Origin of the sequence: Microcoleus sp. FACHB-68, from assembly GCF_014695715.1 — a bacterium.
In the GTDB taxonomy this organism is placed as follows: Bacteria; Cyanobacteriota; Cyanobacteriia; order Cyanobacteriales; family Oscillatoriaceae; genus FACHB-68.
The window spans coordinates 1,407,070-1,433,709 of sequence record NZ_JACJOT010000008.1; the positions used below are offsets into that span (position 1 = coordinate 1,407,070).

A 26,640-nucleotide genomic window follows, 5' to 3' on the forward strand; every position below is an offset into this window, starting at 1 on the left:
TTTATGTATAGCCTTGATATTAATTTTCTCAATGACCGGCCTGATTATGTCACCCAAAAAACCAAACGCAAGGGGGGCAAAATTCAGGTTGGGGATAGGACTGCGTTAATTGCGGGAGTGGCGACGGGTGTTTTTTTCCCGGCTTTGGTGATGGGTTTTTGGTTCGTTGCCCAGTCGGGTAATCAAAAACTGCAAGATCAATTGGCAACATTGGAAGGGCAAGCCGGCCAATTGGCTAGCAAAGATAGCGAGTATAGAGCTATTAGAGCGCAAAGCGATCAAATTAAGGCCGAGACGGATGGATTAGCGCTGCTGTTTAATACTTCGCTCAAGCCGGTTTCAGCGATTTTACAAGATATCCGCGACCGGGTGCCGGCAAACGTTCAAATTGCTGACGTTGAGCAAACTGTAAAAGTAGCAACCCCAGTTCCAGGCACACCCCCGCCGGCAGCAGCACCCCCGCCACCAGCAGCCGGGACTCCCCCAGCAGCCGGTGCGCCCCCAGCAGCCGCAGCACCTCCCCCACCGGCAGTATCTCCGTGGCAACAGTTTACCCAAAAACTCGTGATCAACGGCACAGCAAAATCGTTTGACGAAGTGAATGATTTTATGCTAGGTCTCCAGGATTCTAAATTCTTGAATGCGTCAGAAGTTAAGATCCTTGAAGCGAACTTGACAGACAACTCCTTGCAAACGAGAACTGTCCTGCCTCAAAACAAAAATAAGCAGCCAGATGACCCGTCTAATGAAGGGCAACCTCCGGAAATACAACTGCCAAAAGTGGTGACTTACAAAATTGAAGCCGGTGTTAGTAACGCAAACGCTTCAGAGGTGGTTCGAGAACTGAATCGGAAGGGTGCGATTGGACTGGCAACTCGGATCGAACAACTGCAAAACAAGGAGGTCATTAAACCATGACAGTTAGTGAAGAGTGGGGTCCGGGCGAAGAAGAGCAGGAAGCTGGCGGTGGCCTATTTGGCATTAAATTTACGCCAACGATTATTGGGGTTTTGGTCGCCGTTGCTGGTGTGGCAGCGGCAGTTGGTCTGTATATGTACGTGCTGACGCCTGAGTGGACAAAGCAGGAAGAACTTAAAGGCAAGATTAGCACCAAAGAAAGTGAAATTGCACAGCTCAAAGTTGGTGCGGCCAAAATTGAAGAAGCCAAAGTTGAATTACAGAGAGAAAAACAGCTAAAAGCTGAGGTAGAAGCTTTGTTTGGTGATCAAACAAAGCTAGATACTTTACTGTTGGATATCAACAAAATTGTCAAACAGGGTGGAGCTAGGATTCAACTGTTTAAACCAGATAATGAAATCATCAGTAACACCCTGTATCCAGATGGTAAAGGGCCAAGCCTTCCAAATCTAGCTCAGTTTAAAGCTGTGCCACTGAGATTGGAGTTAGAGGGGACATTCGCTCAAACGCAATCCATTATTCGTAACATTGAGCGGTTAGAGCCGCTGCTAGTAATGGGAGAATTCAGCGCGAAAATAGATGAACAAACGATGCGACTGGTGGTAGACGAACAAGGCAAAGTGCGCGGGCTAACTGAACCGGCTCTTGACACCACTTTGAAGATGACGGTTATTGTACCTAAATCAGCGGAAGAAATTGCCGGCGCAACACCGGCAACCCCACCAGCCAAGTAAACAAGACGAAACAAGCGAAGTTTAAAAGCCATAGCATCCAGGAGCCAAAACCGGCAACAATCATCGGATGCAATTTCATACCATTTTTGTGAGTTGAGGAGAGAACGGTGAAACAGGATCGGGGATTTGGCGGCCTCTTGCTCGCAGGAGCAGTGGTATTAATGGGACAAGCGCCGGTGTGGGCGCAAGCTACCCAAGTCACAGGTGTGCAGGTTAGGCAAAGCAATCAGGGAATTGAGGTTTTCTTGGAAACTCAGAGCGGCGAACGCCCTCAGATTTTCACGGTAAGCCGGGGTAACGATCTGGTCGCCGATGTCATCAACACACAGCTTCGCTTACCACAAGGCAATATCTTTCGTCAAGACAACCCCTATCCTGGCATTGCCTCCGTGGTCGTCACTCAGCTTGATGCCAATAGTGTTCGGGTGATCGTCGCCGGCACTACTGGTACTCCTTCTGGACAAATTGCCGGTAGAGACAGTCAGGGGATCCTCTTTAGCTTTACGCCGGGAGCCGGCACAGCCGCAGGACGCCCTAGCCAAAATGTGCCGCCAGCCCCACCGGGTCTGCCTTCGATTAACCCAGGGCCAATGGCTCAAACTCCACCAGGGCCGGCACCCAATGTTTTGGTTCCAAACCCAGAAATTACCATTGATGGCGTGCCGGCAACTCCTCCGATTGCCAATATGCCGCCCGCTGCTGCCGGTCCCAGCGCAGCGCCACCTTTCTTGCCACGAGCCGTTGCACCACCCGTGGGCGATATTGCAGCCGCAACCACTGATTCAGCGGCTTCGACTATCGATCTGGGCACCAATCAGCGGGTGCCTCGTTTAGTTTTGAAAGACGCGCCGGTTCGCGAGGTGTTGTCACTCTTGGCAAGAGAAGCCGGTCTTAACCTCGCCTTTACCGCAGAAGTCCCTGGTGGGCCGACAGCAGCCGGTCAGCCAGCAGCACCTGGGGGTCAAGCGGCAGCCGGTGCCGGCATACCGACGATTTCACTAGATATTGAAAATGAGTCGGTACAAGATATCTTTAACTACGTCCTCCGGCTCAGTGGTTTGCAAGCCAACCGAATTGGACGCACAATTTTTGTAGGCAGCCGATTACCCAACGAGCTAAGTGATGTGGTGATTCGTACCTATCGGCTTAACCAGGTGCAGGCACGACAGGCATCCGGCTTTTTAGCCAGTATGGGAGCCGAGAGTGCTGTGACTTCCACTCAAGAAGTGACTCAGGTAACGGCTATTCCCATCCAAGGAACCCAGCAAGCAATTACACAATCGAACACCAGGACTCAAACAACCATTGACACCCTTCGCTTTACCTCGCAAAACGCACAACCCGTCTTGCAAGGTTTGCAAGTCTTGGTTGATGAGCGGCTCAATTCTGTTACCTTAGTTGGCCCTCGCCGTCTCGTAGAAATGGCTGCCTCTCAATTGGTGCAGCTTGACCTACGTCGGCGTCAAGTGGCGGTCAATGTCAAAATTATTGATATTAACCTCTCCTCAGTAGATAACTTCAACAGCAGTTTTTCTTTTGGAATTGGTGACACTTTCTTTGTCAACGATAACGGAGCTGCTGCCCTCAACTTTGGAGGGATTAACCCCCCTAGTAGAGCAACTACCACCGGCGGCATAACGAATCCGCCAATAGTTCCTAATCCCCTTAGCGAAGAGGAACCTTTCTTTGATACACGGGGCACATTTAATGTACCGCTTACCGGCAATCCTAATGGGGTTTACCTAGACCCCCGTCCGCCTGTATCGCGAGATCCCCTAGACGTAGGTGTTCAAGAGTACACGGTTCCTACAATAGATCCAGCAACAGGAAACATCACTGCTACTGGCTCTGCAACTTTTGGCTTATTTCCTTTTATCCAATACCCCAGAAGGTTTCTATCCCTGCTGCAAGCTCAAGTGATCAGTGGCAATGCGAAGATTCTGACCGACCCGACATTAGTCGTTCAAGAAGGGGAAACTGCTAGGGTCAACCTCACTCAAGATGTAATTGGCAACATCGAGATCGAGAGAGAATCCTCTGAAGGTGTAACAGTAAGCACAACGACAGCAGAAAAGGAACAGGCCGGTTTAATTCTTGCTGTTATTGTTGAGCGCATTGACGATAACGGTTTTATCTCGTTAAGGGTTAACCCCCAGGTAAGATCCATTGCGGATTCAGCAGTGTTTGAAGACACCACCATTGCTTTACTGGCAGAGCGTAGCCTGGACTCTGGACTGATTCGCTTGCGAGATGGCCAGACCTTAATTCTCTCAGGGATTATTCAAGAACAAGATCGAGTTACCGCTAGAAAAATCCCCCTGTTGGGCGATCTGCCAATTATTGGTGCTTTGTTTAGAAGCACTGATAGAACCAATACACGGGCTGAGGTGATTGTGGTGCTGACGCCGCAGATTATGGATGACTCTGAACTCTCACCGTTCGGCTATGGCTACACTCCAGGCCAAGATGTGCGTCCGCTGATCCAAAGGCAGATGCTCCCTGAGGGCAATTCTCGGTAAATACAGGTTAAAGAGAGAAACGTATTCTCCCTTTATAGTTTTGTGCCCCTGTTTTAGCTGAAACAGGGGTTTTTGCTTTTTTGAGCAAGGGGAGGCTGAGTTTTTTGGCCGGCATTAGGAGATTTGGCCATCTTGATTGGGCCACGCCGGCATTTACAAAATGTTTTATTGGTCAGCTCAATGGTGAACAGTACGCTTAGCGAACCAAATTCGTGCAAAATCAGCTTTTTAGGATTTACTGATTCCCGGCACTCGGTTTCTAGAATTTTAGATAAGGAAAATTATTATTTTAAGTGATTGATTTAAAATAAGCATTTATAGCTTGTAAACTTTACTGCTTAAGCATTTTATTATTATTTTTATTGTTTTAACCTCTGCAAGCTTATAGCAAAATTACAAGTAAACAGAATAGGTATTTATTCTGATTTTTGAGAAAAAATCGGGTTCGGCAAAGCTGCAAAGCGGCTTGAAATTGGCAAAAAAATACTCAGATCCACATAAATTAAAGGTTTCAGGCTTCCATATCAGGCTTGCACCCTTTAGAATATTGCAGTGAAAACTAGAGTCTGTGGGATTTTCAGCGATTTTTAGCAAGTCCCGCCAAGACTTATGCCCGGATCTCTCTTTTGAGGTCGCCCAGTGATGTTTAACACGTTCTACAAACGCTAAGGATCTTTGAAATGAACAAAGGCGAATTAGTTGACGTTGTGGCTGAAAAAGCCAGTGTGACTAAGAAACAGGCCGATGCTGTACTCACAGCAGCCCTGGAAGCGATTATGGAAGCCGTTTCCGAAGGTGACAAAGTGACATTGGTCGGCTTTGGCTCGTTTGAATCTCGCGAACGCAAAGCCCGCGAAGGTCGCAACCCCAAAACCGGCGACAAAATGGAAATCCCGGCAACGAGGGTGCCTGCCTTCTCCGCCGGCAAGTTGTTCAAGGAGAAGGTTGCGCCCGAATAATCGTTTCTCTAAGGCAAGAACCAAACCTTGAAGCAACCGGCACATGGGGGGAATTTAGCTTGGGCAGCGGCATTAGCCGGCTGCCCCCCTTCGGCCATTCTTGATTTTTCTGCCAGTATCAATCCCTTGGGTCCTCCCAGCAGCGCGATATCGGCGATTCAAACCCATATCAGCGAGCTGAGAGCTTATCCCGACCCGGATTATCAGGAACTGCGGACGGCGCTGGCTCAGCTGCACCAGCTTAGCCCTGAGTGGATTCTTCCTGGTAATGGCTCGGCAGAGTTATTAACGCTTGCCGGCAGGGATTTTTCGCAACTGGCAGAGACTTATTTGCTTACGCCGGCATTTGGTGACTACAGGCGGGCACTCAAGGCATTTGATGTGAATGTGTTTGAGTGTCCTTTGTCATTTGTCAGAGAGCAGTGGTCACTTGTTTTGAGTCAATCCCAAGGGACGCAAAACAAAGGACTTTTACTCAATAACCCGCACAACCCCACCGGCACTCTGTTCCAAAAAGAAACGATTCTGCCTTACTTAGAGCAATTTGCTCTGGTAGTGGTCGATGAAGCTTTTATGGACTTTCTACCGGCAGATCGGCAGCAGAGTTTAGTGCCGGTGGTGCGGGATTACCCCAACTTAGTGATTCTGCGCTCACTGACGAAATTCTATAGCCTGCCCGGACTTCGCTTAGGTTATGCAATTGCACATCCAGAGCATTTACGCAAGTGGCAGTTGTGGCGTGATCCGTGGCCGGTCAATGTTTTAGCAGCCGCTGCCGGCGTAGCCGTGGTGCAAGATACCGAATTTCAACAAAAAACCTGGGATTGGTTGCCACCGGCACGAACCCAACTATTTGAGGGACTGGCACAAATACCCGGTTTGCAACCTCATGCCGGTGCTGCCAACTTCTTACTCGTAGAGTCCGATCAGCCTACTTCTTGGCTGCAACAAACATTACTCAAGCGCAAACAAATTTTAATCCGCGACTGCCTCAGCTTTCCCGAATTGGGCGAACGTTACTTTCGGGTTGCCGTTCGCTTAGAATCTGAAAACCAACGTTTACTAGAAGCACTAGCAGAAATCCTGTCAGGAAAAGACAAGCCTGAAAAATGAGAAAATAAAAAAAAACTTTGGCTCACACACATCCCATTTATAAAAACTTGAAAAAATCTATTTTAAAACTATAAAATTATCTGTGTTTATCTGTGTGCATCTGTGGTTAAAAAAAATCCATATTTTCAAACATAAATAACAAAACCTCAAATTATTTTCATAAATTTGTAGAGTTCAAACATGGCAGTTGACTACGACTTAGTAATCATTGGAAACACTCCTGCCGGCTTTTATGCCGCAGCCAAAGCCGCATCCCTTAAAGCCAGAGTTGCCTTAATCGCACCCGAACCCTTGGTGAATGCCGGCGCACATAGCAAAGCATTAACCCAAATTAGCCGCACTGCTCAGCAAATGAGGGCAGCGCATCAATTTGGTATCTACTGCGACACTGATGAACAGATATCGGCAGCCCCGCAAATCTCCGTAAAATTGAACGAAGCAATGCAATGGTGTGCCGGCATTGTCTCTAACTTAGAAGCGCAGCAATCACCTGCAGTCTTGGCTTCTTTAGGCGTTGATTTCATTGCCGGTGCCGGCCAATTTTATCCCAAACCTCAGCTTGGTTTTGAAGTCAAAGATCGACGACTCCGCGCCCGCGCTTATCTACTCGCCACCGGCACTCTATCAGCGATTCCAGATATTGACGGACTCGCAGCGACCGGCTATCTTACTGCCGAGACAATTAGCCAGTTTGCTAACATCAAACCCCAGCCTCAAAACTTAATGGTAATTGGTGCAGAACCCACCGCAATAGAACTCGCTCAAACATTTGTGCGCCTGGGAAAAACTGTCACCCTAGCAGTCAGAAGCCCTTATATTTTACCCAAAGAAGACCCAGAAGCAGCACAGCTAATTCAGGCACAGCTAGAAGCTGAGGGAGTGCGTATTCTCACGAAAACCGAGGTAACTCAAGCTAAATCCATCGACGGTAAAAAATGGGTTCAAGCCGGCAACCAAGCAATTGAAGTGGATGAAATTTTGCTGGCAGCCGGTGAGCAGCCGAATCTAGACTCGTTAAATTTAGAATCGGTAGGGGTAAAATGGCATTTGCGGGGCATTGAGCTGAGCGAAAAACTGCAAACGACGAATCCCCGAATTTTTGCCTGTGGCTACAATCTTGCTCATCTGGGGAATTATGAAGCCGATATTGCGCTAAAGAATGCGCTATTTTTGCCGGTTTTCAAGGCAGATTATCACGGCATTCCCTGCGGAATTTTCAGCGATCCCCAACTAGCGCGGGTTGGAATCTCGGAAGCGCAAGCAAGAAGCCAATATGGAAAGGATGTTTTGGTGTTGCGGCAGTATTTGAAGACGATTGCCGGAGCGCAGATGCTGGGAGAAACGACAGGATTGTGTAAAATTATTGTTCGGGGCAATGGCGAGATTCTCGGCGCTTCGATTGTCGCGCCCAATGCCGGTGAGCTGATTTATCCGATTGCGCTGGCGATGCGGCAGAAAATTAAGGTAGAGAAGCTAAAATTGCCGGCAATCTGGCCCAGTTTATCAGAAATTACTGAGAATACGGCTGCGGAGTGGAGCCGGCAGCGTCTCAGCCGTAATGAACGTTTGCAAGATTTTTTGGAAGGTTTGTTCAATTGGCGTCGAGGCCGGTTTAAATAGATAGGTTTAGATTTAATCGATGGTTACATTTTCTGAGAAAATATTTTAGAAAGCTCACCCGTAAAAAATAGAATGTGAGCTTGGTCAATTAATTGCGAACGTATAATGGATCGATTTCGAGTAGAAGTTATTTCTAAAACATTAAATCCCCAGCAGGTGGTTTATGGTGCCCTTCATCAAGATTATAGTGAGGGGTTTGTGTTTGACGAGCGCGAATCGTGGCCGTCTGAGTCAAAATGTGGCGAACTTATTGTTAAGCGTCTTTTAGCCGGCGAACGTGGGCATTTTGGGCCAATAGAACACGTTCAAATTGTGTTTAATTGTGGCTATTTTCCTCACAGTGTCATGCAGCAGGTACGGACACATCGTGTGGGAATTTCATTCGATGTACAATGTCTTGGCCCAAACACCGAGATTACCTTTGTCGATTGCGAAGGGCAAAGCGCCAAAAAATTACGCAAGACAATTGGGGAATTGTACGATCTCTGGACAAACGGAGAAAACGCGATTCGCTCCAGGAACATTCGAGGCAGAAACGGAGAACTGCCCGGAGAATATCGCCGCGATTGCAAAAAAAGAATCCGCAAAATGCGAATTCGCGTACTGAACGAAGAAACGGGACTGTTTGAATTTAGCCATATCAAAGATGTAACTTGTAGTGGACTTCAGCCCGTTTATCGCGTAACGCTTGAAGATGGAAAGAGCCTGGACTGCACCGCGAATCATCGACTTTTTACTTCAGAAGGGTGGCAGACAATGGGCGAAGCTGTTGGATTGACAGCGGACAGGATGACAAAGCAGTGCTTCGTAATGTGCAATGGAACGCTTGCAGCCGGCACAGGTCTTTACCGAGACAAAGCTTGGTTAGAGACACAGTTAGGCAATGGACTTTACGCAAATGAAATGGCACAGTTAGCGGGTTGCTCAATAGAGGCGGTTAAGAAATGGGTTTATATCTATAGATTGTCGCTCAACAAAAGACCAATGGAGGGAAGAACACCTTGGAACAAGGGCAATGGAGGATACAAACTCAACCTATCCAAAGAAAGCCGACAGAAACGTCTAGAAAATGCCAAGAAATATACAAAAAGAGGGGAAGATTCTCATTTCTGGAAAGGCGGCACATCGACTGAACGCGAACTTATAGGTGCGTGGACAAGACAAATTGCAGCCCAAGTTCACCAAAAATTTAATTACATTTGCCAAAAATGCGGAACAAAAGGAGGCAAGCTTCACGCACATCATTTAGTGCCGGTGTTTGCGGATGAATCCCTTGCGTATGAATTTAATAACTTGGTGAGTTTGTGCAAGGAATGCCATGAATATATCCACCAGAATAACGAAGAAGCTGATTTTGCTAAATCTTACCAACCAATCTTAGAACCTCAACATTGGCAGCCAAAACCTAAACCTCCTGGTAATAAACTCAGAGCGCATCCCGTCAAAGTCAAAAGTGTGGAGTACCTTGGCAAACAAATAACTTATGACTTAGAGATTGAAGAACCTTGGCATAACTTTGTAGCGAATGGCATGGTTGTTCACAACTCTAACCGCTACACCGGCAACCGCATCGCTCAAGCTGCTCAAGGTTTAAAAGATATCGAAGATGTGTTTTATTTACGTCCTGTCGGTCATTATCTGGATCGGCAGGGAAAACGTTATGACTACACTCAGGAAATGCGAGAAAAAGACTTATCTTGGTGTATTGAAGCCGCAAAACGCTATCAGCAACTTCTTGAGCAAGGAGTTTCTGAAGAACACGCAAGAGGAATTATTCCTTTTGATGTCCGGCAGCATTTTGTCGTATCTTTCAACGCGCGATCTTTAATGCATTTGCTTGACCTAAGAGCTAAACCAGATGCTCAGTTAGAATGTCAAAAACTCTGCGATCTCATTATGCCGCATTTCAAGGAATGGATGCCTGAATTAGCAGAGTGGTATGAGAAATCCAGGCTAAAAAAAGCGCGATTAGCTCCCTAACAACTGTATAATCACGCTCATTCTTAAGGAGTGCTATTCCACTTAAACTCTGGGTAAAGTCACCATCTCTGATTGATCTTGATATTTACCCTGACGAGTTTCATAACTGATTGAACAGGGTTCTCCTTCAAAAAATAGCAGTTGCACGACGCCCTCATTAGCATAAATTCGACAATCAGCACTTGAAGAGTTAGAAAACTCTAGGGTTAAATGACCTCGCCATGCTGCTTCTGCCGGCGTTATATTTGCGATAATTCCACAACGCGCGTAAGAGCTTTTCCCGATACAAACTACAGTAATAGTGTCGGGAATTTCTAATCTTTCCAGTGCAACTCCCAAACCGTAAGAGTGTGCTGGCAGAACAAAATAACTGCCGTTTTTATCTGTATAAAGCTTTGTTGGTTCTAAATTCTCAGGATTAAAGTTTTTGGGATCGACAACGGTTCCCGGAATGTGGCGAAAAATTCGGAATTCAACGGGAGACAGCCTGATATCATAACCAAAGCTACTAAGACCGTAGGAAATAACAGGTAGCTCCTCATTGCGTCGAACTAATTTAGACTCAAAGGGAGAAATCATGCCTTTCTCTGCCATTCGAGCAATCCAAATATCGTTTTTAATCATCTGTATTTGCTTATAACCGGCAACTCCGGTGAATTTCAGTATTTGAACAGCAACTTTCAAAATTGCTTGCGGCATTTATAGCCGGCTCAAGATCATATCAATAAACGGGGGCAATTTGTCAACATTGCTTAACAATCTATAGGGAGTGCAGTGATTGTTAAGAATCAATAAATATAAGCTGCTGATTATAAACACTAATTAGATACATCTACTCACTGTCAAGCTTAGAAAAATTGCTATCTTGGACTGAACACAACGGATGCCGGAAATGCCATGTTATCCCGTGTTGTCAATCCTGAAGTTAACTTCTATTAAAGAGGATACGATGAACCAACCACTTGCCGGCCTCGTGAAACACTCGAAAATCATATTACTCGCCGGCTGCATTCCCTTCCTGATGTTAGCAGCGTGTGGCCCTCAGATGACCGGATCAAGTGCGCCTGCCGGCAATGCACCGCCGGTAACTGCACAAAAAGCCGCAATACCGGCATCTGAAACCCCTGGACGAAGAGTAGCCGAAGACTACAATCGCATTGAGGATAACCCATTTCAGGTTGTTAATAATAGCCCGCTTTCAACATTTTCTATCGATGTAGATACGGCATCCTACAGTAACATTCGACGGTTTATTAATGAAGGTCAACTCCCGCCGCCAGACGCCGTTAGAATCGAAGAAATGATTAATTACTTTACTTACGATTATCCTCAGCCTAAAGGTGAACAACCCTTTTCGGTTACAACAGAAATTTCTCAAGCGCCTTGGAACCCTTCACACAAGTTAGTTCAGGTTGGTTTACAAGGAAAACGCATTTCCACTGAAAATTTACCGCCGAGCAATCTTGTCTTTCTTATAGATGTTTCTGGCTCAATGAATAGGCAGAATAAACTACCGTTGCTCAAATCAGCTTTGCAATTATTGGTTGATGAGTTATCTGAAAAAGACCGGGTATCGATTGTTGTGTATGCTGGGGCTGCCGGCTTAGTTTTACCACCAACTCCCGGCAACCAAAAAGACAAGATATTACAGGCAATTGACAAACTAGAGGCAGGCGGTTCTACTGCCGGCGGTGAAGGCATTCAACTTGCCTATCAAGTTGCCCGAAATAGTTTCCTAAAATCTGGGAATAATCGCATCGTCATGGCAAGTGATGGGGATTTTAATGTTGGGGTTTCCAGCGATGGGGAACTGGTACGTCTGATAGAAGATTATCGAAAGCGAGATATCTTTCTCACGATTCTTGGATTCGGTATGGGAAATCTCAAAGACTCTAAGATGGAGCAATTGGCAAATAAAGGTAATGGAAATTACGCTTATATCGATAACCTTTTAGAAGCCAAAAAAGTTTTAGTGACGGAGATGGGCGCAACGCTATTAACAATAGCCAAGGACGTAAAGATTCAAGTTGAATTTAATCCCGCTAAAGTTCAAGCTTACCGTTTAATTGGGTATGAAAACCGGCGGCTACAAAGTCAAGATTTTAATGATGACAAAAAAGATGCTGGAGAGTTGGGCGCGGGACATTCGGTAACAGCATTATATGAAATTCTCCCGACTGGGGTGAAAAGTGATGTCAACTTGCCGGCTGTTGATGATTTGCGATATCAACAAAAAAATAATGTCGCACCGGCTGCTTATAAAAGTGATGAACTGATGCTAGTTAAGTTACGTTACAAAGCGCCTAAAGCGGAAACTTCTCAGTTAATCTCACAGCCATTAGTTGACCGAGGTGTAAAATTAGAAAATGCCTCAAATAACTTGAAATTTTCTGCAGCCGTTGCTGCATTTGGTATGGTTTTGCGGGATTCTCAATACAAAGGAACTGCGAATTTTGATCAAGTTTTAAGCCTTGCCAAGCAATCGAAGGGTACAGACTTGGAAGGCTACCGAACCGAATTTATCCGTTTGGTTGAAAAGAGCAAATCTCTAGCAGGAAAATAATAAATCTTTTGCAAAAATTGAAACTTTTTACCCAGAAATCTGCCGGGAACTTGAGTTCCCGGCTAATTGCAAAAGTTCTCTTTAGAGGACTGACTAAGAGTATTTAGTCAGATTTATCCAACTTTATGACTTAACTATGGTCGGTGACTGCGCCGAATTTCCGTAATTTGGTCAGCAACTTCCAAAACGGCCACCGGCATCTCAGGGCCGGTCAAGATAATATCCACATGACGGGGACGTTTGTCAAGAAATGCCAAGACATCCGCCTCTGGAATCAAGCCAAAATTCATCGCCAAACTCAGTTCATCCAGAACCACAAGGTGATAATTACCGGCTAGCACCACTTGCTGGGTATGCAGCCATAGCTTACGCAGCGATTGCGTTTCTACTTCGTCTAGGTGGGGGGTATCGATGCAGCGCGGCAAATCACAGCGAATCCAGTCTAAATTCTGCCCCAGTCGCATTGGATGTTCGTGACCTTGGCCAATTCCTCCTTTAAGAAATTGCACCACCAACACCGGCGTCCCCTGACCGGAAATTCTGAGTGCTTGCGCCATGACGCTGGTGAAAAAGCTGCGGTGGCTGCCGGTGAAGACTTGGATCAGTCCTTCCACGGTATAGGGGATGCGACCAGGAGAATTGAGAACTGCGGTTTCTAGCTGTGCGACCATAGGGAAAATTTAACAAGTGACGGATTTTGATAGTAAGCTTACTGAGCACTATAGCGGCAGTTTAGTCTATAATTCGCAACCAATATATAGTGTGGTTTATCTATGTGTTGCCTAATATAACACTAGATGTATCTCTATTCTTCCTTTCTCCAGATAGAAAAATCCTTAGCCGGCGCAACAGGACATAGCCAAGCTCAACCGAACAGTCAGAGAAGCCGGTTAATAAGTTTTATGGATGACGCAGGTTGACCAAAACCTGACAGTCTATCCTGTCACTGGTTACACCGGCACCCGTCCAATCCAAAATTAACATCAGGGGTCAAACAATCACCGGCATGAGTGCCCGAAGAAGCTTACAATAATGGCGTTTAGCGAACCACAGCCCAGTAAAATTGTGCGGAACGCTACGGAAGTAGGAGCTTATTTGTGAGACTGGTAATTCTCGGAGGGCCAGGAGCCGGTAAAGGAACGCAAGCGCAAAAGCTGTGCGCTCACCTCAATATCCCTTTGATTGGCACCGGCGACATTTTACGACAAGCCATCGCTGCTCAAACTGAACTGGGGCGTCAAGCTGAACCTTATGTTGAAAAAGGCGAACTCGTGCCCGATCCCACTATGATTGAATTCATTCGCAAGCGAGTTTTAGAGTCTGATGCCGCCGGCGGTTGGCTGTTAGATGGCTATCCCCGCACCGCCTTCCAAGCTGAAGAATTAGACTTTTTGCTAGATGACTTGGGACAGCATTTAGATTGGGCAATTTCTTTAGAAGTCCCTGAAAGCGTCTTAATGAGCCGGTCAATCTCACGGGCACGCCTAGACGATTTGCCAGAAATTGTACAGCGGCGGATTGATTTATTCTATGAATATACAATTCCCATCATGGAATACTATGAACACCGGCACCGGCTCTTAAAAGTTAACGCCGACCAACCGCCGGCACAGATCCAGCAAGATATCTTGAAAGTTCTCAATCCATCTAAAATTTAAAGGTTAAAATCTCCTATGTCTTGGCAGCGTCCTGATGGCCGGCAAGCAGACCAATTACGTCCCCTTTCTTTTGAGCGAAACTTCACCCGATTCGCAGCCGGTTCAGTTCTAGCAAAATGTGGGGACACTCAAGTTTTATGTACCGTCACAATTCAGCCTGGAGTCCCTAAATTCTTAAAAGAAACAGGTCAAGGCTGGTTAACGGCTGAATACCGAATGCTACCGGGAGCAACACCCCAGCGCCAAGAACGAGAATTTCTTAAACTCTCCGGGCGCACCCAAGAAATTCAGCGATTAATTGGGCGCAGTTTACGCGCATCTTTAGATATGCGAGCATTAGGAGAACGTACCGTTATTGTTGATGCAGATGTCTTGCAAGCAGATGCCGGCACCCGAACAACTGCAATCACCGGCGGTTTTGTTGCCCTAGCAGATGCTTTGGAAACACTCCTACAAAGCGGAGCATTAGAGCGTTCGCCCATCCGCCATCAAGTTGCAGCAATTTCAGTCGGACTTTTAGAGGATGAATTGCTTTTGGATCTCAAGTATGAAGAAGATGTCGCAGCCGAAGTCGATCTTAATGTTGTGATGAACGAGCAGTTAAACATTATTGAAGTTCAAGGAACTGCTGAATCTGGTAGTTTTAGCCGGCATCAACTCAATCAAATGATGGATATCGCAGAAAAAGGAATTCGGGAATTATTAGAAATTCAACGGGAAACGCTGCGAACGGCTATCACTTAAATTAGAGTTTTTCCTCATTCAATACCTTCTTCCTCATCTTTAATTAAACTATACTCTTCCTCAAACACCTCTTCCCAAGAAAGAGAAGTTAACTGACATTTTTTTCCAATTTCTACAACAGCTTCTTTCATCGCTTTATTGAAGCATTTATCCCAGATTGATTGAATGAAATCACGATTCAAACTGGGGACTTCTTCTTGACTATCTTCAATTTCAGTACGAGCAGATAGAATCGTAATAGCCCAACTCGATGAACGGCGCTGTGGCTGACATTTCCACTTGATAATGTGGCTCATCAGCCGAATTAACTGGCTTTGAACCGCTCGCTTCTCTGTTCTTCCCATTGCTTCAATCAGCGAATCTAAACCCTCGCCGGCTTCCACAGATTTTCCCTCTTGTAAAAATTGCCGCACAGCCACAGCAGTTTGATAATGAGAGCAAACTGCTAACCATTCCCAATCTTGCTTTGTCTGCATCGTTTTCTCCAATCTTGCAAAATAATTGTCAATCTAACGCCGGCCCCTTATTTACAAAGTGTAGGGAAAGATTAAGAATCATTGCACTTAAACAATGGGATAGTTGTTTTAAGTGCAAGCTATATCCCAATCACAAAGAGCATTTCAGCCATTTGATCAGCATTACATCACCCAGAAGTCACCGCTCCGAATGGCTGCAAGTCTGAGAAAATCAAAAACGATTTCAAAATTCAGCACTCATCACTCACCTATCTCATTTAGGCTGTGTTCAATTAGCACAAGGGAGAACACCTTATGAAATTGGCTTACTGGATGTATGCCGGCCCCGCACACATCGGCACCCTACGTGTCTCCAGTTCCTTCAAAAACGTCCACGCCATCATGCACGCACCGATTGGCGATGACTACTTCAACGTCATGCGCTCGATGCTAGAACGGGATCGGAACTTCACGCCGGTGACGATCAGCTCGGTTGATCGCAACGTGTTGGCACGCGGATCTCAGGAAAAAGTGGTGGACAACATCACCCGTAAGGACGCTGAGGAACGCCCGGATCTGATTGTGCTAACTCCCACCTGCACTTCTAGCATTCTGCAAGAAGACTTGGAAAACTTTGTGCAACGCGCTCAGCTAGATGCCAAAGGCGATGTCATGCTGGCAGACGTGAACCACTACCGGGTGAATGAACTGCAAGCAGCCGACAGCACCCTGCGTCAAATTGTCCAGTTCTACATCGAGAAAGCTCGCAAAAAAGGCGAAATCCCCGAAGGCAAGACAGAAAAGCCTTCAGTTAACATTCTCGGCATTTCCAGCCTGGGTTTCCACAATCACCACGACTGCACGGAACTAAAGCGGTTAATGGCTGACCTCGGCATTGAAGTCAACGAAGTGATTCCAGAAGGCGCTTCGGTTCATAACCTCAAGAAATTGCCTCGTGCTTGGTTTAACCTGGTGCCTTATCGCGAAATCGGCTTAATGGCAGCGCGTTACCTAGAGAAAGAATTCGGCACACCTTATGTTGATATCACCCCGATGGGTGTGGTGGAAACAGCACGCTGCATCCGCAAGATCCAGCAAGTGATTAACGCTCAAGGCGCTGAAGTTGATTACGAAGACTTCATCAACGAGCAAACGCTCCATGTGTCGCAAGCAGCTTGGTTTTCCCGCTCAATTGACTGCCAAAACTTAACCGGCAAGAAAGCGGTTGTGTTTGGCGATAATACTCACGCCGCCGCTTTAACAAAGATTCTGGCGCGTGAAATGGGAATTCACGTTGTTTGGGCCGGCACTTATTGCAAATATGATGCTGACTGGTTCCGTGAACAGGTAAGCGAGTATTGCGATGAAGTGATCATCACAGACGATCACGGTCAAATTGGCGATGCGATCGCTCGCGTCGAACCGTCTGCTATCTTTGGCACCCAAATGGAACGCCACGTTGGCAAGCGTTTAGATATTCCTTGCGGTGTGATTGCGGCACCAATTCACGTTCAAAACTTCCCGATTGGTTACAAACCTTTCTGCGGTTACGAAGGCACGAATCAAATTGCAGATTTGGTCTACAATTCCTTTACTTTAGGAATGGAAGATCACCTGCTGGAAATTTTTGGCGGACACGACACCAAAGAAGTCATCCACAAGGGAATTTCTGCTGATTCGGATCTGGCTTGGACAAAAGAAGCTCAAGGCGAATTAAATAAGGTTCCTGGCTTTGTTCGAGGTAAAGTAAAACGCAATACTGAGAAGTTTGCCCGTGAGCGTGGCTTCAGTCAAATTAATGTTGAGGTGATGTACGCGGCTAAGGAATCTGTCGGCGCATAGTTGGCGGTTCAGTGATTAGTCGCTAACTCGTAAAAATCCTTCCGCTGGTGGTTCAGGGGGAGGATTTTTTCACTTTTTGGGACAAATATTTTTGTTGATTTTAACCACAGATTCCGCAGGTGAAACTTGAATGTGCTGTGCTCGTCATTCAAGTTTCACCTGCGTCCACAGATAAACACAGATAATTACTCAAATAATAAATGTGTAATAATTTCTTACGATAACTATGTCTAAAAAATCTAAATCTCAATCAGGTGATGAGCCTAAGCAAGGCAGTTCTAAGGAAGATAAAAAGCATAAGCGGGAAACGCTTTTACGTCTAGAAGCAAAATTAGATGAAATGCAGGCGCAGTTGCAACAGGCAGGGGAAGAAAGAGCGCAGTTGCTATCTCTGTTGCAGGAAGCAGCACAGGAAAGAGTTTATTTGCAATCGCAGTTGGAATGGGTGTTATACCGGCTCGAACAAGGAAATGTAGCGCAAACCGAAGAACAAAGCGAAACTGATCAGTATTCAGAAGTTGGAATCGACTACAGCGAATTGCAGAACTTGCTTGAAAGTGGCAAATGGCAAAAAGCTGATCGGCAGACATGGGAAGTGATGCTAAAAGCTGCCGGTAGAGAGAAAGAAGGGTGGCTAACGGTTGAAGATATTCAAAACTTTCCCTGCACCGATTTACGCATGATTGATTGGTTGTGGGAACACTACAGCAATGGTCACTTTGGTTTAAGTGTACAGCAACGCATCTGGCAGAGCAGTAACACCAGCTACACAGATTTTTGTGATTGCATTGGATGGCGTGTTCGGGGTGGGTGGCTTTACTACAACGAACTCAGCTTTAATTTGAATGCGCCGGCAGGACATCTGCCGGTTTTAGGATGGCGGCAACGCGCCTGTTATGGGGTTGGCAAATGTACCGCTTCCGAGAGCATTTCTCATCTAAGCGCAAGACTTTCAACCTGTAACCTTCCCTAAAGTTTTAAATTCCCTAATTCCGGCTAATTTCTAATACTATCGCTCACCGACTCTCAATGATCTTGTCAAAAAATGTAAAAACAGCCGGTAGTTGTCTCCCCCAAAACTTATAGTCATGTGCCGCACCTTTAATCGGATGATATTCCACCTGAATTTTATTACCCTGGCTTTGCACAAGCGCCTGATAAAATAGCCGGCTTTGTTCTTCGGGTACGATATTATCAGCCGTACCGTGAGCAAGATATAAAGGCATCTTCCATTCTGAAACTCGCGCCATCGGATTGTCTCGACCTTTCCATCTTTCAGGAAATTTGTTAAACGAACCATAGACAGCGGTCATTAGCCGGTCTTCGGGCGTATTTTCTTGGCTAAAATCTCCAGAAAGACTTGCTCCCGCTACAAATAACCCTGGATTTTCCAGAGCAATTAGTGCGACTCCCCTGCCGCCGGTGGAAAGTCCCAGCAAGGTATTATTCTCCCCTTGCTTTAACAAATTATGTCTTTTTTGTATTTCCGGAATAAAACGCTTCTTAATAAATTCTCCCCCCGGCATTTTATTCCATTTCAGTTGAGTTTCTGGATAATAGGAACTTTCATATAAGGTTTGTAACATTTCTGGCAAAATCAGAGCGTATCCATATTGATCAGCATATTTAACAAGCGGAGAATCTTCTACCCAGCTAGTACGCGGAAAATCCCAGCCTGGAAGGACAACTATCGAACGGTTGCGATAATTTTGGGGAATGTAAATATCGTAAGCAACATCATCCACTTTCAGATTTTTACTCCAGCCGGCTTTAAGTTTTGCTGCTGCCGGCTGTGGTGAGGGAGAACTTACATTTGGCTCTTTTGGATTAACATCTTGAGCCTGGATTGCCGATTTTGGATTGGAACAACTTTCTAAACTAAAAAATAAAAAAGGAAGAAATATCAATCGTGCCATGAACTTCGACATGAGCATTCTGTAAAATTTCAAAATAAACGAACTTAATATTATAAACCTTTTTTTCGTCAAATAGAAGCCTTTTAAATCCTCCTCTCCTCAAAATTTTGCAGATAATGGTAAACTTTAGAATGCTTTAATTCCGCTCGGCTCAGACAGCAACTGCGCTGCAAACCGAAGCCGGCGCTAGTTTCTCTGAAAAGCCGAGCGATAAATTAATTTTTTTTAAGAAGGTAGCTGCAAAACTGAGTATAACTCCAGAACCCTATCTTTTTTCTAGTGTTCATGAGGAAAGACCCATGAGTGAGTATAATCCCGAAACCGGCATTTATGAGCTGACAAAGAGCAAAGCTGACTCTTACTACAACAAGCCCCATGATGAAAGTATTAAAGCTCAAGGGATAGATTATTATGCAGAGCTGTTAAAACGAGCGGGATTAAAAGTGATCTCAGTGCATGAAGATTCTTTGCGGGTTAAGGCAAATCAAGTGCAACTGTGGGAAGTGCTTAGTGATGAGCCACCGGCATGGGAAATTCTGCTGGATGAAGTGCCAAATAACGAGTAGAACTCTACTGATCAACTCAAAAAAAATTGAGAACCCTTCACAGAGTCCCCAATTTTTTTAACGATTTCAAGCCGCTAAGGCTTTACAGGAATAGACTTAGAATTTAGTACAGACCCAAGAAGTGGAGAACACCTTGGCCGGTGGTTAGCTCAACAATCAGGGCAATCAGGAAGCCCAGCATTGCCAAACGACCGTTCCAAAGTTCGGCAGTCGGGTTAGAACCAAACTCGAACTTGGTTCCGAATTCGCCGTATTTGCGTTGGAATTGACCTTGGTAAGTAGGGTCGGTGTTGGGTGCAGGTGTGTTACTCATGATTAAATCTCCGAATTCAGTAAGCGTGTTGTGTGCTGTTATTAAGTAATGTAAAGAATGCTTGCGGGAAGCGCCATCTTCCTTTAGGTAAGGAAAAGAATAGCCTCAAATGGCCAAAAGTCTGCCTTAAGACGGCGGCCAGATACTTAAAGCCCATTTTTGTTAATCCCACACGGCTTGCCAGTAGGCAGGGGGTTCCCTGTGGAAGCTGATCTGAGGAAAATCGACGGGTTGCCTTAGAAAGTATTTCAATAGGTGGATGCCACGCCACACTGTTGCATAGGCTACGAATTCAAACAGCTGACTTTATTAAAATCCATAGCAAAACTAGCGGTGCGAGGGCGCATCCGCTAGCAAGCTAAGTGTATTAAATTCACCGGCAGTTAATAAAACTATTGCGATCAGGATGCAGCAGGTGCAGCCAGCATTCCCTCACTCAGACCGGCATCGCGTAGCCGGTTGGCACCAATATTACGGCTAAGTACCGCCAAACCGGCTAGGTGCGCTTGCAAGCCGGCTGTACTGGCGCAGCAGTCGGTGATCACGATCGGTTCAATGCCGATGTCGAACACATCCATTGCAATTTTCAACACACACATATCTGTGTCGATGCCGGCAATAAAAATTTTCTCGATAGAGTTTTCGCGCAGATAGCCGGTGAGTTCATCTGGCATCCCGCACAGTCCCGACTTAGCAAAGATTAGATCCGGCGAGGCATAGGGTTGCAGTTCTGGGACAATGTTAATTTCAGGATCGCCGGCGCATCCATTCCAGTTGAGAAAGCGACAGTACGGCCCTTCTTGATCGTTAATGAACCGAGTAAAAATCAGTGGTGCATACTCGCCGGCTTGGATCAGGCGGACGATGCGTTGCGGGATATGATGCGTGAAGTCGTTAATAAAGCCGGCTTGCACATCAACGATGAGTAATGCCTCAGACATTTCTAAAAGCTCTCCTCAAGAGGGCGCTGAGTTTTTGTTAGCTGCTTTACATCTAATTGACTTGACACCTGCGCTGAATCTCCCTAACGAAAGATTTTAGCCGGCTAATTAGGGACTTGCGGGAAGAGAGGGGGAGAAAATTGTCTGTAATGGCAGGCATCCGATTTTACAAGTAGAGCGAATTTTGTTTTGCATAACAATGGGCATTGTTTCGTGCTGTATATTAATTCCGTCACCGGCACGAAATTTCTAAATTTCCTAATTCCCTGATGCCGGCTCAAATTCTTAATTACATAACTGCCATGCCTGAATTCCTCTCCAAAGTCCTCTGGTTATGTCAAGTTGAAACAGCCGATCCTCAGCTATTAGATCCGCGCAGATATGCGGCTGTATTGCAAGCGCTGGAAGTTTGGAGAAAGCTGCTTGACTTAGGCTTTAAGGTTGTCCCTCAATTTCTCTGGGCGCTGGGAATTTTGTTACTCACGCGATTAACCATTGGTGTGATCAGTCGTTCCTTGCGCCGCGTCCTCAATCGCACAGAACCCACATTACGCAAGTTCCTGATCCAAGCCGCTGAAATTTTAACGCTGGTTGTCGGTGTTGTGGGTGCTTTGAATGCGGTGGGAATTCAGGCAACAAGTGTGGTTGCGGTGGTGGGAGCTGCCGGTATTGCCATCGGTTTGGCTTGGCAAAATACGCTTTCTCATTTTGCTGCCGGTGTGATGCTCATCAGTTTGCGTCCGTTTGAGGTGGGGGATACTATTGAAGGTGCCGGTGTTGCCGGTACGGTAGATGGCATCGGCATTTTTTCCACAACCCTTTTAACCCCAGATCGCGTCAAAATTATTGTGCCGAACGGTCAACTTTTTAATGGGACGCTGAAAAATACAACTGCAGTGGGTACGCGGCGGGTTGATATCGAAGTTAATATTGGCGAACGTCCTATCGGCCCGACAATGGTTCAGCTAATATCACTGGTTCAAACCCATCCGCTTGTTTTGGAAGAACCGCAGCCAAGTTGTATTGTTGTCTCGATAGCAACCGGAACGGTTTTATCTTTACGTCCTTGGTGTGCGGCTGAAGCTTACGAACAGGTGAAATCGCAAGTGCAACAAATTGTTAAAGAAACGCTCAAAGAAACTGAGCCGCCGGCAGATGATTGTTAACAACTTTGATCCGGCTGTCTGCCGGCTTGTCTTTAAAACTTTCTGTCAAAAATTTATGAAAACCGGCACCCCATAACTAAAAGCAGCAGCTTTGAATTTTAAAGCTGCTGTATAAAAAAAGATAACTTATAGGTTTAACTGATCAAGCTTCATATTACGCGCTGACAGGCCCAACTTCTTGAGCCGGCACTTGCACAAGTTGCGTGTACAGATCGCTCAGTTGTGCGGCAACGCCATCCCAGCTGAACTTCATTTCCACGCGCTTTCTGGCAGCTTGACCCATTTGCATTCCCCAATCTGGATTTGCCAGAATGCGGTCGATTGCGCCGGCAAAAGCAGCCGGATTCTTAGGCGGACACAGCAACCCAGTCTCTTCTGGTACAACTGTAAACTGAAGTCCCCCGACATCAGATGCCACCACCGGCGTTCCACACGCCATCGCTTCAATTGCCACCAAGCCAAAGGGTTCATAGTGGCTAGGAACCACGCACACATCCGCTGCTGCGTAATAAGTCGGCAGATCGTTGGGACCCAAACGTCCGGGAAAAACGGTTAGATCGCTCAAGCCAAGTTCGCTAACAATTCCCTCAATGCGTTCGCGTTCTTTGCCATCACTTTGGCCGGCACGAGAACCACCGCCGATAATCAGCTTGAACTTAGCATCTCCGCGAAGCTGAGACTGCCCAACCGCGCGGACGGCAGTTTCAATACCCTTACGCGGATCGAAGCGTCCAACATATAAAACCACTTTCGTGTCTGAATCAATTCCCAACTGGTGCCGCGCTTCCTGCTTGGAAACCGAGCCAAACCGGCGGATATCTGTCCCACAAGGAATAATATCAATATTTCCCTTTGCGGAAACCAGTTCTCTCATGTGTTTCTTTTCTTGCGGACTGGTGGCAACAATTCGATCTGCGGTCTCTAAAACTGTCTTTTCAACCGCTAAGCGAGTTGTGGCAATCATTGGAATCGTAGCAATCGACTTATACTTAACCGCTCCCAAAGAATGGTAAGTATGAACTTGCTTTATCGGTTGAACTTTTTTCAGCTCCATCCCGACCCAAGATGAAAGCCAGTAATTCGTATGGACGACCGGATATTCAACGCCATTTGAAGATTGGAATTTTAAAAATTCTTCCACAAATGCTGGTAAGTATCCATACAGATTGTCGCGGGGGATAAATTCTTCTGGCCCAGCCGTTAACCGAATCGTCCGGCAGTTCGGACTGTGTTCGACCACCGTGGCGTCTTGCTTATTGGCTTTACGGGTAAACATATCAACTTCCAAGCCCCGCTTTGCCAGCGCCTCACCGACTTGGCGCACATAAACGTTTTGTCCCCCCGCCTCTTCTTTACCAATTTCTACTGCGGGATCGCCGTGGACGGAGATGAGAGCGATACGCTGTTTTTTTGAAGAAATCATAGGTTTTGTTTTCCCCTACTTCTAGAAAATTTGGAGCGATGATTTGCGCTTGCAATCATCTGTTGCTCTTTTAGCTCTGTTAGGGTTTCGGCTCATAGATGAAACCGCAGAGCCTAATGCTAGTGAAGGCTATTCACTGAGCTAAAATCCACAGAATTCAGGGTTGTGATTACTACGGATGGCCATGACCGTTGCCGGATTTACTTCACGGTTGAGTCCGAATTTTTGTTAGAAAAATCTTACTAAAAATCCTTTTAGTGTTTTTCTAAATCTGATTGACTCTTCAGCTAGTTAAATCCAGATTTTCTTGAGTTCTAGGATAAGTTAAATTTAAATCGCATGGCCTCTCTAGGGTATCCTCCTTAGGCTATATTTCACTATGCCAAATGTAAGGACGAAGATTTGACCTTTGGATACAGCTGGTTGTGCTGATTAAAACTTACAGGCTAAATAACTCGTTCGGCAGAATAGTTTGCTGAGTTAAAAGTGCCTTAACGAATCTTCATATATTATAATCAAGCTCTCTCCTTGTCAAAAACTTAATCTAAATTTCGCGCAGTAGCTTGAGTTTGCGAGACTTGAGTGGCTAGGGAAGCTCAAGTTTTCAAACATAAAATTTAATTACATTGTAAAAACAAATTTAGTTGGTTGTCAGAGTCCCCCAGCTTACTCCCGTTTCTTAATCACTCGATTTTCAGTTAAATCGCAATCGCCCGAACAGTCCTGCTCGACTTGATTTGTGGGGCTTTTGCGCCGCTATCGGGTGCCGGCAGGTTGAGAGGAGTCTACATTCGCAAAAAAAATATGGAGCGAGTTGACGCACTACAGAAAATGTGTGCTACGATAAGTAATTGTGACCTTGGAGAGGTGGCTGAGCGGTCGAAAGCGGCAGATTGCTAATCTGTTGTACGGCAGGTAACTCCGTACCGAGGGTTCGAATCCCTCCTTCTCCGTTCCTTAAACAGTTTGTAGCACAGCCATCCCAGCTAGGAAGAGATTTCTGGGATGGATTAAGTGTTTGCTTTTTCTTGGCGGGGTGTAACGTTTTTGTCCTAGGAGCCTAACTTTTTTCAACAGGCTTCATTCAAAGCACTATAAACGTGTGCGTGAAATAAGGGGACAGCCGGATGATGAATCCGGTCAATCACTTTATGCAAAATTTTATAGGCTGCCGGCACTTCCTAGGAATGGGTAAACAGCAAAAATGTCAATCCGTACAGGGGCGACTTTTTCACCGGCTGCCCTGTGTAAAATTTTACCAAGAACAAACAGCCGCAGCAATTTGCTCCGAGACAAAAGGTAAAATCGCTTCGTTGGTACTGTGTGCCTTACCTTCTATAAACACAACCAGCAAATAGGGCTGCCGGTTAGGTAACTCAATGTAAGCAGCATCGTGACGGACTTGGCTAGTCAAACCGGCTTTAGACCAAACCCTGGTATCCAAAGGCACACCAGCACCAAAAAAACCCGTCACTTGATTTTCAGGATCAGCAGCGAGATCGGCAGGGTTTAAACTGCGTTTCATCAGTTCCATCATCGCTTGGGAACGCACCGAAGAAACCGCCACACCGCCGATGATACTGTGCAGCAACCGAGCAGTCGCATTGGTGGTGAGCATATTGCGATTTTCCATTAACTCGCCCAAAAAAGCCCGTTCCCGACCGTAAGGGCCATCACACCAAGTTTTTTGGTTAACATTAATACTCTCAAACTCTGGCCACCCGAAGGATTGAAAATAGCGGTTGATCAGGTTACGTTGCTGTTTCCAAGTTTCAAACGGGCCAGCCGACAACTCTGGGCCACTGGTAGTGCCGGTTAAGACATCCATTACCAGACTCGTGGCATCATTGCTCGAATCGACAATCATATCCCGAATCGCGCGTTCGAGTTCCGCTGAATTCTGGCTCATCCCTTTTTCCAGCCACTCATGCACCGCCACCAAATAGAACAGCTTCACCACACTCGCCGGGTAGATGCGCTCAACCCCCCGATAGCTAAAGCCTCGTACAGAATGCTGCCAAAACGCATCGGGACTTAGTGCACCGCCGGTATTCACCGGCACTGGCTGATCGTAAACTATCCAAGTAATCGCAACTTGATTTTGAGCTAAGCCGGGAAACTTGGCCCAAGTGGACTCTAGGATGCCGGTGCCTAGCGTTTCTAATTGGTCGTCTTTACGAAAAAACGTCATTAGTTATCCGTTATCAGTTGAAGTGAAAAGGGGAAATTGGCAATGGGGTTCAGAGCAAGCGGCTAGAGTTTAAAGGATAAAATTTCCTAGTAGCCGGTCTTGTATTCCTCTACTTTCTTTTCCCATGACCACAGACAATTCTACCGATCGCTGAGCGCTGACAAAGAATAAAAAATGGTTTCTATTGCCCAACTGCAAGCAACCTTGACTTCTAACCCCGATGAAGCGCTTCTGCGCCAGTATTCCTGTTCGGCAAATCTTAACTTATATGATTCCCCCAACTGCGACCGCTTGGCAACTCAGGCAGCAAAAGGGCGGCATTTGCGGATTGTCTCCCTGCGGGCAGACGAAAGCGATAAAAATACAGCAACCAGCATTAAAGTGCAGCTATGTGAAGATGATTATCCAGGCTGGTTGGCCATTTCAGACCTTGACCGGCTGGAACTCGCTTTTCAGTTGTATCAGGCAAATGCCCTGTCGGAGGCGGAGATTAAACAGCGCTTGCCGGCAGCCATCGCCTTTACCCACGCTGCCATGCAGACACCCAATGAATACCTGTGGGGCGGCACGCTAGGGCCAAATTACGACTGTTCCGGACTGATGCAAGCGGCGTTTAATTCAGTAGGGGTTTGGTTGCCCAGAGATGCCTATCAACAAGAGGCGTTTACCCAACCAATCTCCATAGATGACTTGCAACCCGGTGATTTAATCTTTTTTGGGCCGGCACATAAAGCCACCCACGTCGCTCTTTATTTAGGAGAGGGAAATTATATCCACAGTTCAGGAAAAAACCAAGGTCGTAATGGCATTGGAATTGATGTTCTATCAGAGAACGGACATGAAGTTTCTCAAGCATATTATCGGCAACTGCGGGGTGCCGGTCGCATCGTTGCTAGTTATCAACCGCGTTTAATTGAGACAGGCAAGGCTTAATTTTAGATTTTGCTGGGCTTTTCCAACTCAAACAATCACAGAAATAGATTTCGGATAAAAAAATTGTGAATCGTATTTTGGTAGAT

General features: G+C 46.1%; 23 protein-coding genes and 1 tRNA gene. 16 read left to right on the forward strand and 8 right to left on the reverse strand.

Annotated elements, in window-relative coordinates; genetic code table 11:
• Positions 1 to 3 precede the first annotated feature (3 nt).
• From H6F73_RS14500 to thyX, 7 genes are all read left to right on the forward strand, one after another.
• Positions 4 to 918: a PilN domain-containing protein gene (locus H6F73_RS14500; RefSeq protein WP_190759406.1), complete on the forward strand. Its 915-nt coding sequence runs from the start codon at positions 4 to 6 to the stop codon at positions 916 to 918.
• On the forward strand, positions 915 to 1,652 hold the full coding sequence (locus H6F73_RS14505) for a hypothetical protein (protein WP_190759407.1): 738 nt from the start codon (positions 915 to 917) through the stop codon (positions 1,650 to 1,652). Before H6F73_RS14500 ends, H6F73_RS14505 begins: the two co-directional genes overlap by 4 nt.
• 107 nt (positions 1,653 to 1,759) lie before the next feature.
• Positions 1,760 to 4,171: an AMIN domain-containing protein gene (locus tag H6F73_RS14510; RefSeq protein ID WP_190759408.1), complete on the forward strand. Its 2,412-nt coding sequence runs from the start codon at positions 1,760 to 1,762 to the stop codon at positions 4,169 to 4,171.
• Positions 4,172 to 4,851: 680 nt separating this feature from the next.
• Complete coding sequence (locus H6F73_RS14515; RefSeq protein ID WP_190669218.1) at positions 4,852 to 5,130, forward strand: HU family DNA-binding protein; 279 nt, start codon at positions 4,852 to 4,854, stop codon at positions 5,128 to 5,130.
• 27 nt (positions 5,131 to 5,157) lie between these two features.
• On the forward strand, positions 5,158 to 6,243 hold the full coding sequence (cobD, locus tag H6F73_RS14520; protein ID WP_190759409.1) for a threonine-phosphate decarboxylase CobD: 1,086 nt from the start codon (positions 5,158 to 5,160) through the stop codon (positions 6,241 to 6,243).
• Positions 6,244 to 6,423: 180 nt separating this feature from the next.
• On the forward strand, positions 6,424 to 7,863 hold the full coding sequence (locus H6F73_RS14525) for an FAD-dependent oxidoreductase (RefSeq protein WP_190759410.1): 1,440 nt from the start codon (positions 6,424 to 6,426) through the stop codon (positions 7,861 to 7,863).
• A gap of 105 nt (positions 7,864 to 7,968) precedes the next feature.
• Entirely contained in the window at positions 7,969 to 9,843 is a 1,875-nt protein-coding gene (thyX, locus tag H6F73_RS14530; RefSeq protein WP_190759411.1) for an FAD-dependent thymidylate synthase, read from the forward strand.
• 42 nt (positions 9,844 to 9,885) lie between these two features.
• Here the strand turns inward: thyX and dcd are convergent, their stop codons facing one another.
• Positions 9,886 to 10,467, reverse strand: coding sequence for a dCTP deaminase (gene dcd, locus H6F73_RS14535; RefSeq protein WP_190759667.1), 582 nt, complete (start codon positions 10,465 to 10,467; stop codon positions 9,886 to 9,888).
• Positions 10,468 to 10,792: 325 nt separating this feature from the next.
• On the opposite strand from dcd, the gene H6F73_RS14540 reads away from it, so the two are divergent.
• Positions 10,793 to 12,406 carry a VWA domain-containing protein gene (locus H6F73_RS14540; RefSeq protein WP_190759412.1) on the forward strand — a complete coding sequence of 538 codons (1,614 nt, stop codon included), beginning with the start codon at positions 10,793 to 10,795 and terminating at the stop codon, positions 12,404 to 12,406.
• Positions 12,407 to 12,540: 134 nt separating this feature from the next.
• Here the strand turns inward: H6F73_RS14540 and H6F73_RS14545 are convergent, their stop codons facing one another.
• A complete protein-coding gene (locus tag H6F73_RS14545; RefSeq protein WP_190759413.1) occupies positions 12,541 to 13,077 on the reverse strand; it encodes a P-loop NTPase family protein in 537 nt (178 codons plus the stop codon).
• A 426-nt stretch (positions 13,078 to 13,503) separates the two neighbouring features.
• Between H6F73_RS14545 and H6F73_RS14550 the strand changes: the two genes are divergently transcribed.
• Together H6F73_RS14550 and rph are read left to right on the forward strand one after the other, a co-directional pair.
• Complete coding sequence (locus tag H6F73_RS14550; protein WP_190759414.1) at positions 13,504 to 14,064, forward strand: adenylate kinase; 561 nt, start codon at positions 13,504 to 13,506, stop codon at positions 14,062 to 14,064.
• 15 nt (positions 14,065 to 14,079) lie between these two features.
• Positions 14,080 to 14,808, forward strand: a complete 729-nt coding sequence (rph, locus tag H6F73_RS14555) for a ribonuclease PH (RefSeq protein ID WP_190759415.1) — start codon at positions 14,080 to 14,082, stop codon at positions 14,806 to 14,808.
• A gap of 14 nt (positions 14,809 to 14,822) precedes the next feature.
• Here the strand turns inward: rph and H6F73_RS14560 are convergent, their stop codons facing one another.
• The gene (locus H6F73_RS14560; RefSeq protein ID WP_190759416.1) at positions 14,823 to 15,284 is read right to left on the reverse strand and encodes a DUF29 domain-containing protein; all 462 of its coding nucleotides are present in this window, start codon (positions 15,282 to 15,284) and stop codon (positions 14,823 to 14,825) included.
• 294 nt (positions 15,285 to 15,578) lie between these two features.
• Here H6F73_RS14560 and bchB point away from each other — a divergent pair, with 294 nt between their 5' ends.
• Positions 15,579 to 17,105, forward strand: a complete 1,527-nt coding sequence (gene bchB, locus H6F73_RS14565; protein ID WP_190759417.1) for a ferredoxin:protochlorophyllide reductase (ATP-dependent) subunit B — start codon at positions 15,579 to 15,581, stop codon at positions 17,103 to 17,105.
• A gap of 226 nt (positions 17,106 to 17,331) precedes the next feature.
• Complete coding sequence (locus tag H6F73_RS14570; RefSeq protein ID WP_190759418.1) at positions 17,332 to 18,078, forward strand: GUN4 domain-containing protein; 747 nt, start codon at positions 17,332 to 17,334, stop codon at positions 18,076 to 18,078.
• Between the two features lie 43 nt (positions 18,079 to 18,121).
• Here the strand turns inward: H6F73_RS14570 and H6F73_RS14575 are convergent, their stop codons facing one another.
• Positions 18,122 to 19,021 (reverse strand): alpha/beta hydrolase-fold protein, encoded by a 900-nt coding sequence (locus H6F73_RS14575; RefSeq protein ID WP_242072446.1) that lies wholly within the window; start codon positions 19,019 to 19,021, stop codon positions 18,122 to 18,124.
• Positions 19,022 to 19,320: 299 nt separating this feature from the next.
• Here H6F73_RS14575 and H6F73_RS14580 point away from each other — a divergent pair, with 299 nt between their 5' ends.
• Positions 19,321 to 19,587, forward strand: a complete 267-nt coding sequence (locus tag H6F73_RS14580; protein WP_190759420.1) for a hypothetical protein — start codon at positions 19,321 to 19,323, stop codon at positions 19,585 to 19,587.
• Between the two features lie 103 nt (positions 19,588 to 19,690).
• On the opposite strand, the gene H6F73_RS14585 is transcribed toward H6F73_RS14580, so the two are convergent.
• Positions 19,691 to 19,900, reverse strand: coding sequence for a chlorophyll a/b-binding protein (locus H6F73_RS14585; protein ID WP_190759421.1), 210 nt, complete (start codon positions 19,898 to 19,900; stop codon positions 19,691 to 19,693).
• A 401-nt stretch (positions 19,901 to 20,301) separates the two neighbouring features.
• The gene (locus H6F73_RS14590; protein WP_190759422.1) at positions 20,302 to 20,841 is read right to left on the reverse strand and encodes an isochorismatase family cysteine hydrolase; all 540 of its coding nucleotides are present in this window, start codon (positions 20,839 to 20,841) and stop codon (positions 20,302 to 20,304) included.
• A gap of 302 nt (positions 20,842 to 21,143) precedes the next feature.
• Here H6F73_RS14590 and H6F73_RS14595 point away from each other — a divergent pair, with 302 nt between their 5' ends.
• On the forward strand, positions 21,144 to 22,007 hold the full coding sequence (locus H6F73_RS14595; protein WP_190759423.1) for a mechanosensitive ion channel family protein: 864 nt from the start codon (positions 21,144 to 21,146) through the stop codon (positions 22,005 to 22,007).
• A 154-nt stretch (positions 22,008 to 22,161) separates the two neighbouring features.
• Here the strand turns inward: H6F73_RS14595 and H6F73_RS14600 are convergent, their stop codons facing one another.
• A complete protein-coding gene (locus H6F73_RS14600; protein ID WP_190759424.1) occupies positions 22,162 to 23,430 on the reverse strand; it encodes a glycosyltransferase family 1 protein in 1,269 nt (422 codons plus the stop codon).
• Positions 23,431 to 24,291: 861 nt separating this feature from the next.
• Between H6F73_RS14600 and H6F73_RS14605 the strand changes: the two genes are divergently transcribed.
• Positions 24,292 to 24,383 (forward strand) — tRNA-Ser (locus H6F73_RS14605).
• Positions 24,384 to 24,685: 302 nt separating this feature from the next.
• Here H6F73_RS14605 and H6F73_RS14610 read toward each other — a convergent pair.
• On the reverse strand, positions 24,686 to 25,621 hold the full coding sequence (locus H6F73_RS14610) for a serine hydrolase (RefSeq protein ID WP_190759425.1): 936 nt from the start codon (positions 25,619 to 25,621) through the stop codon (positions 24,686 to 24,688).
• Positions 25,622 to 25,795: 174 nt separating this feature from the next.
• Between H6F73_RS14610 and H6F73_RS14615 the strand changes: the two genes are divergently transcribed.
• A complete protein-coding gene (locus H6F73_RS14615; RefSeq protein WP_190759426.1) occupies positions 25,796 to 26,554 on the forward strand; it encodes a C40 family peptidase in 759 nt (252 codons plus the stop codon).
• The last annotated feature ends 86 nt before the right edge of the window (positions 26,555 to 26,640 follow it).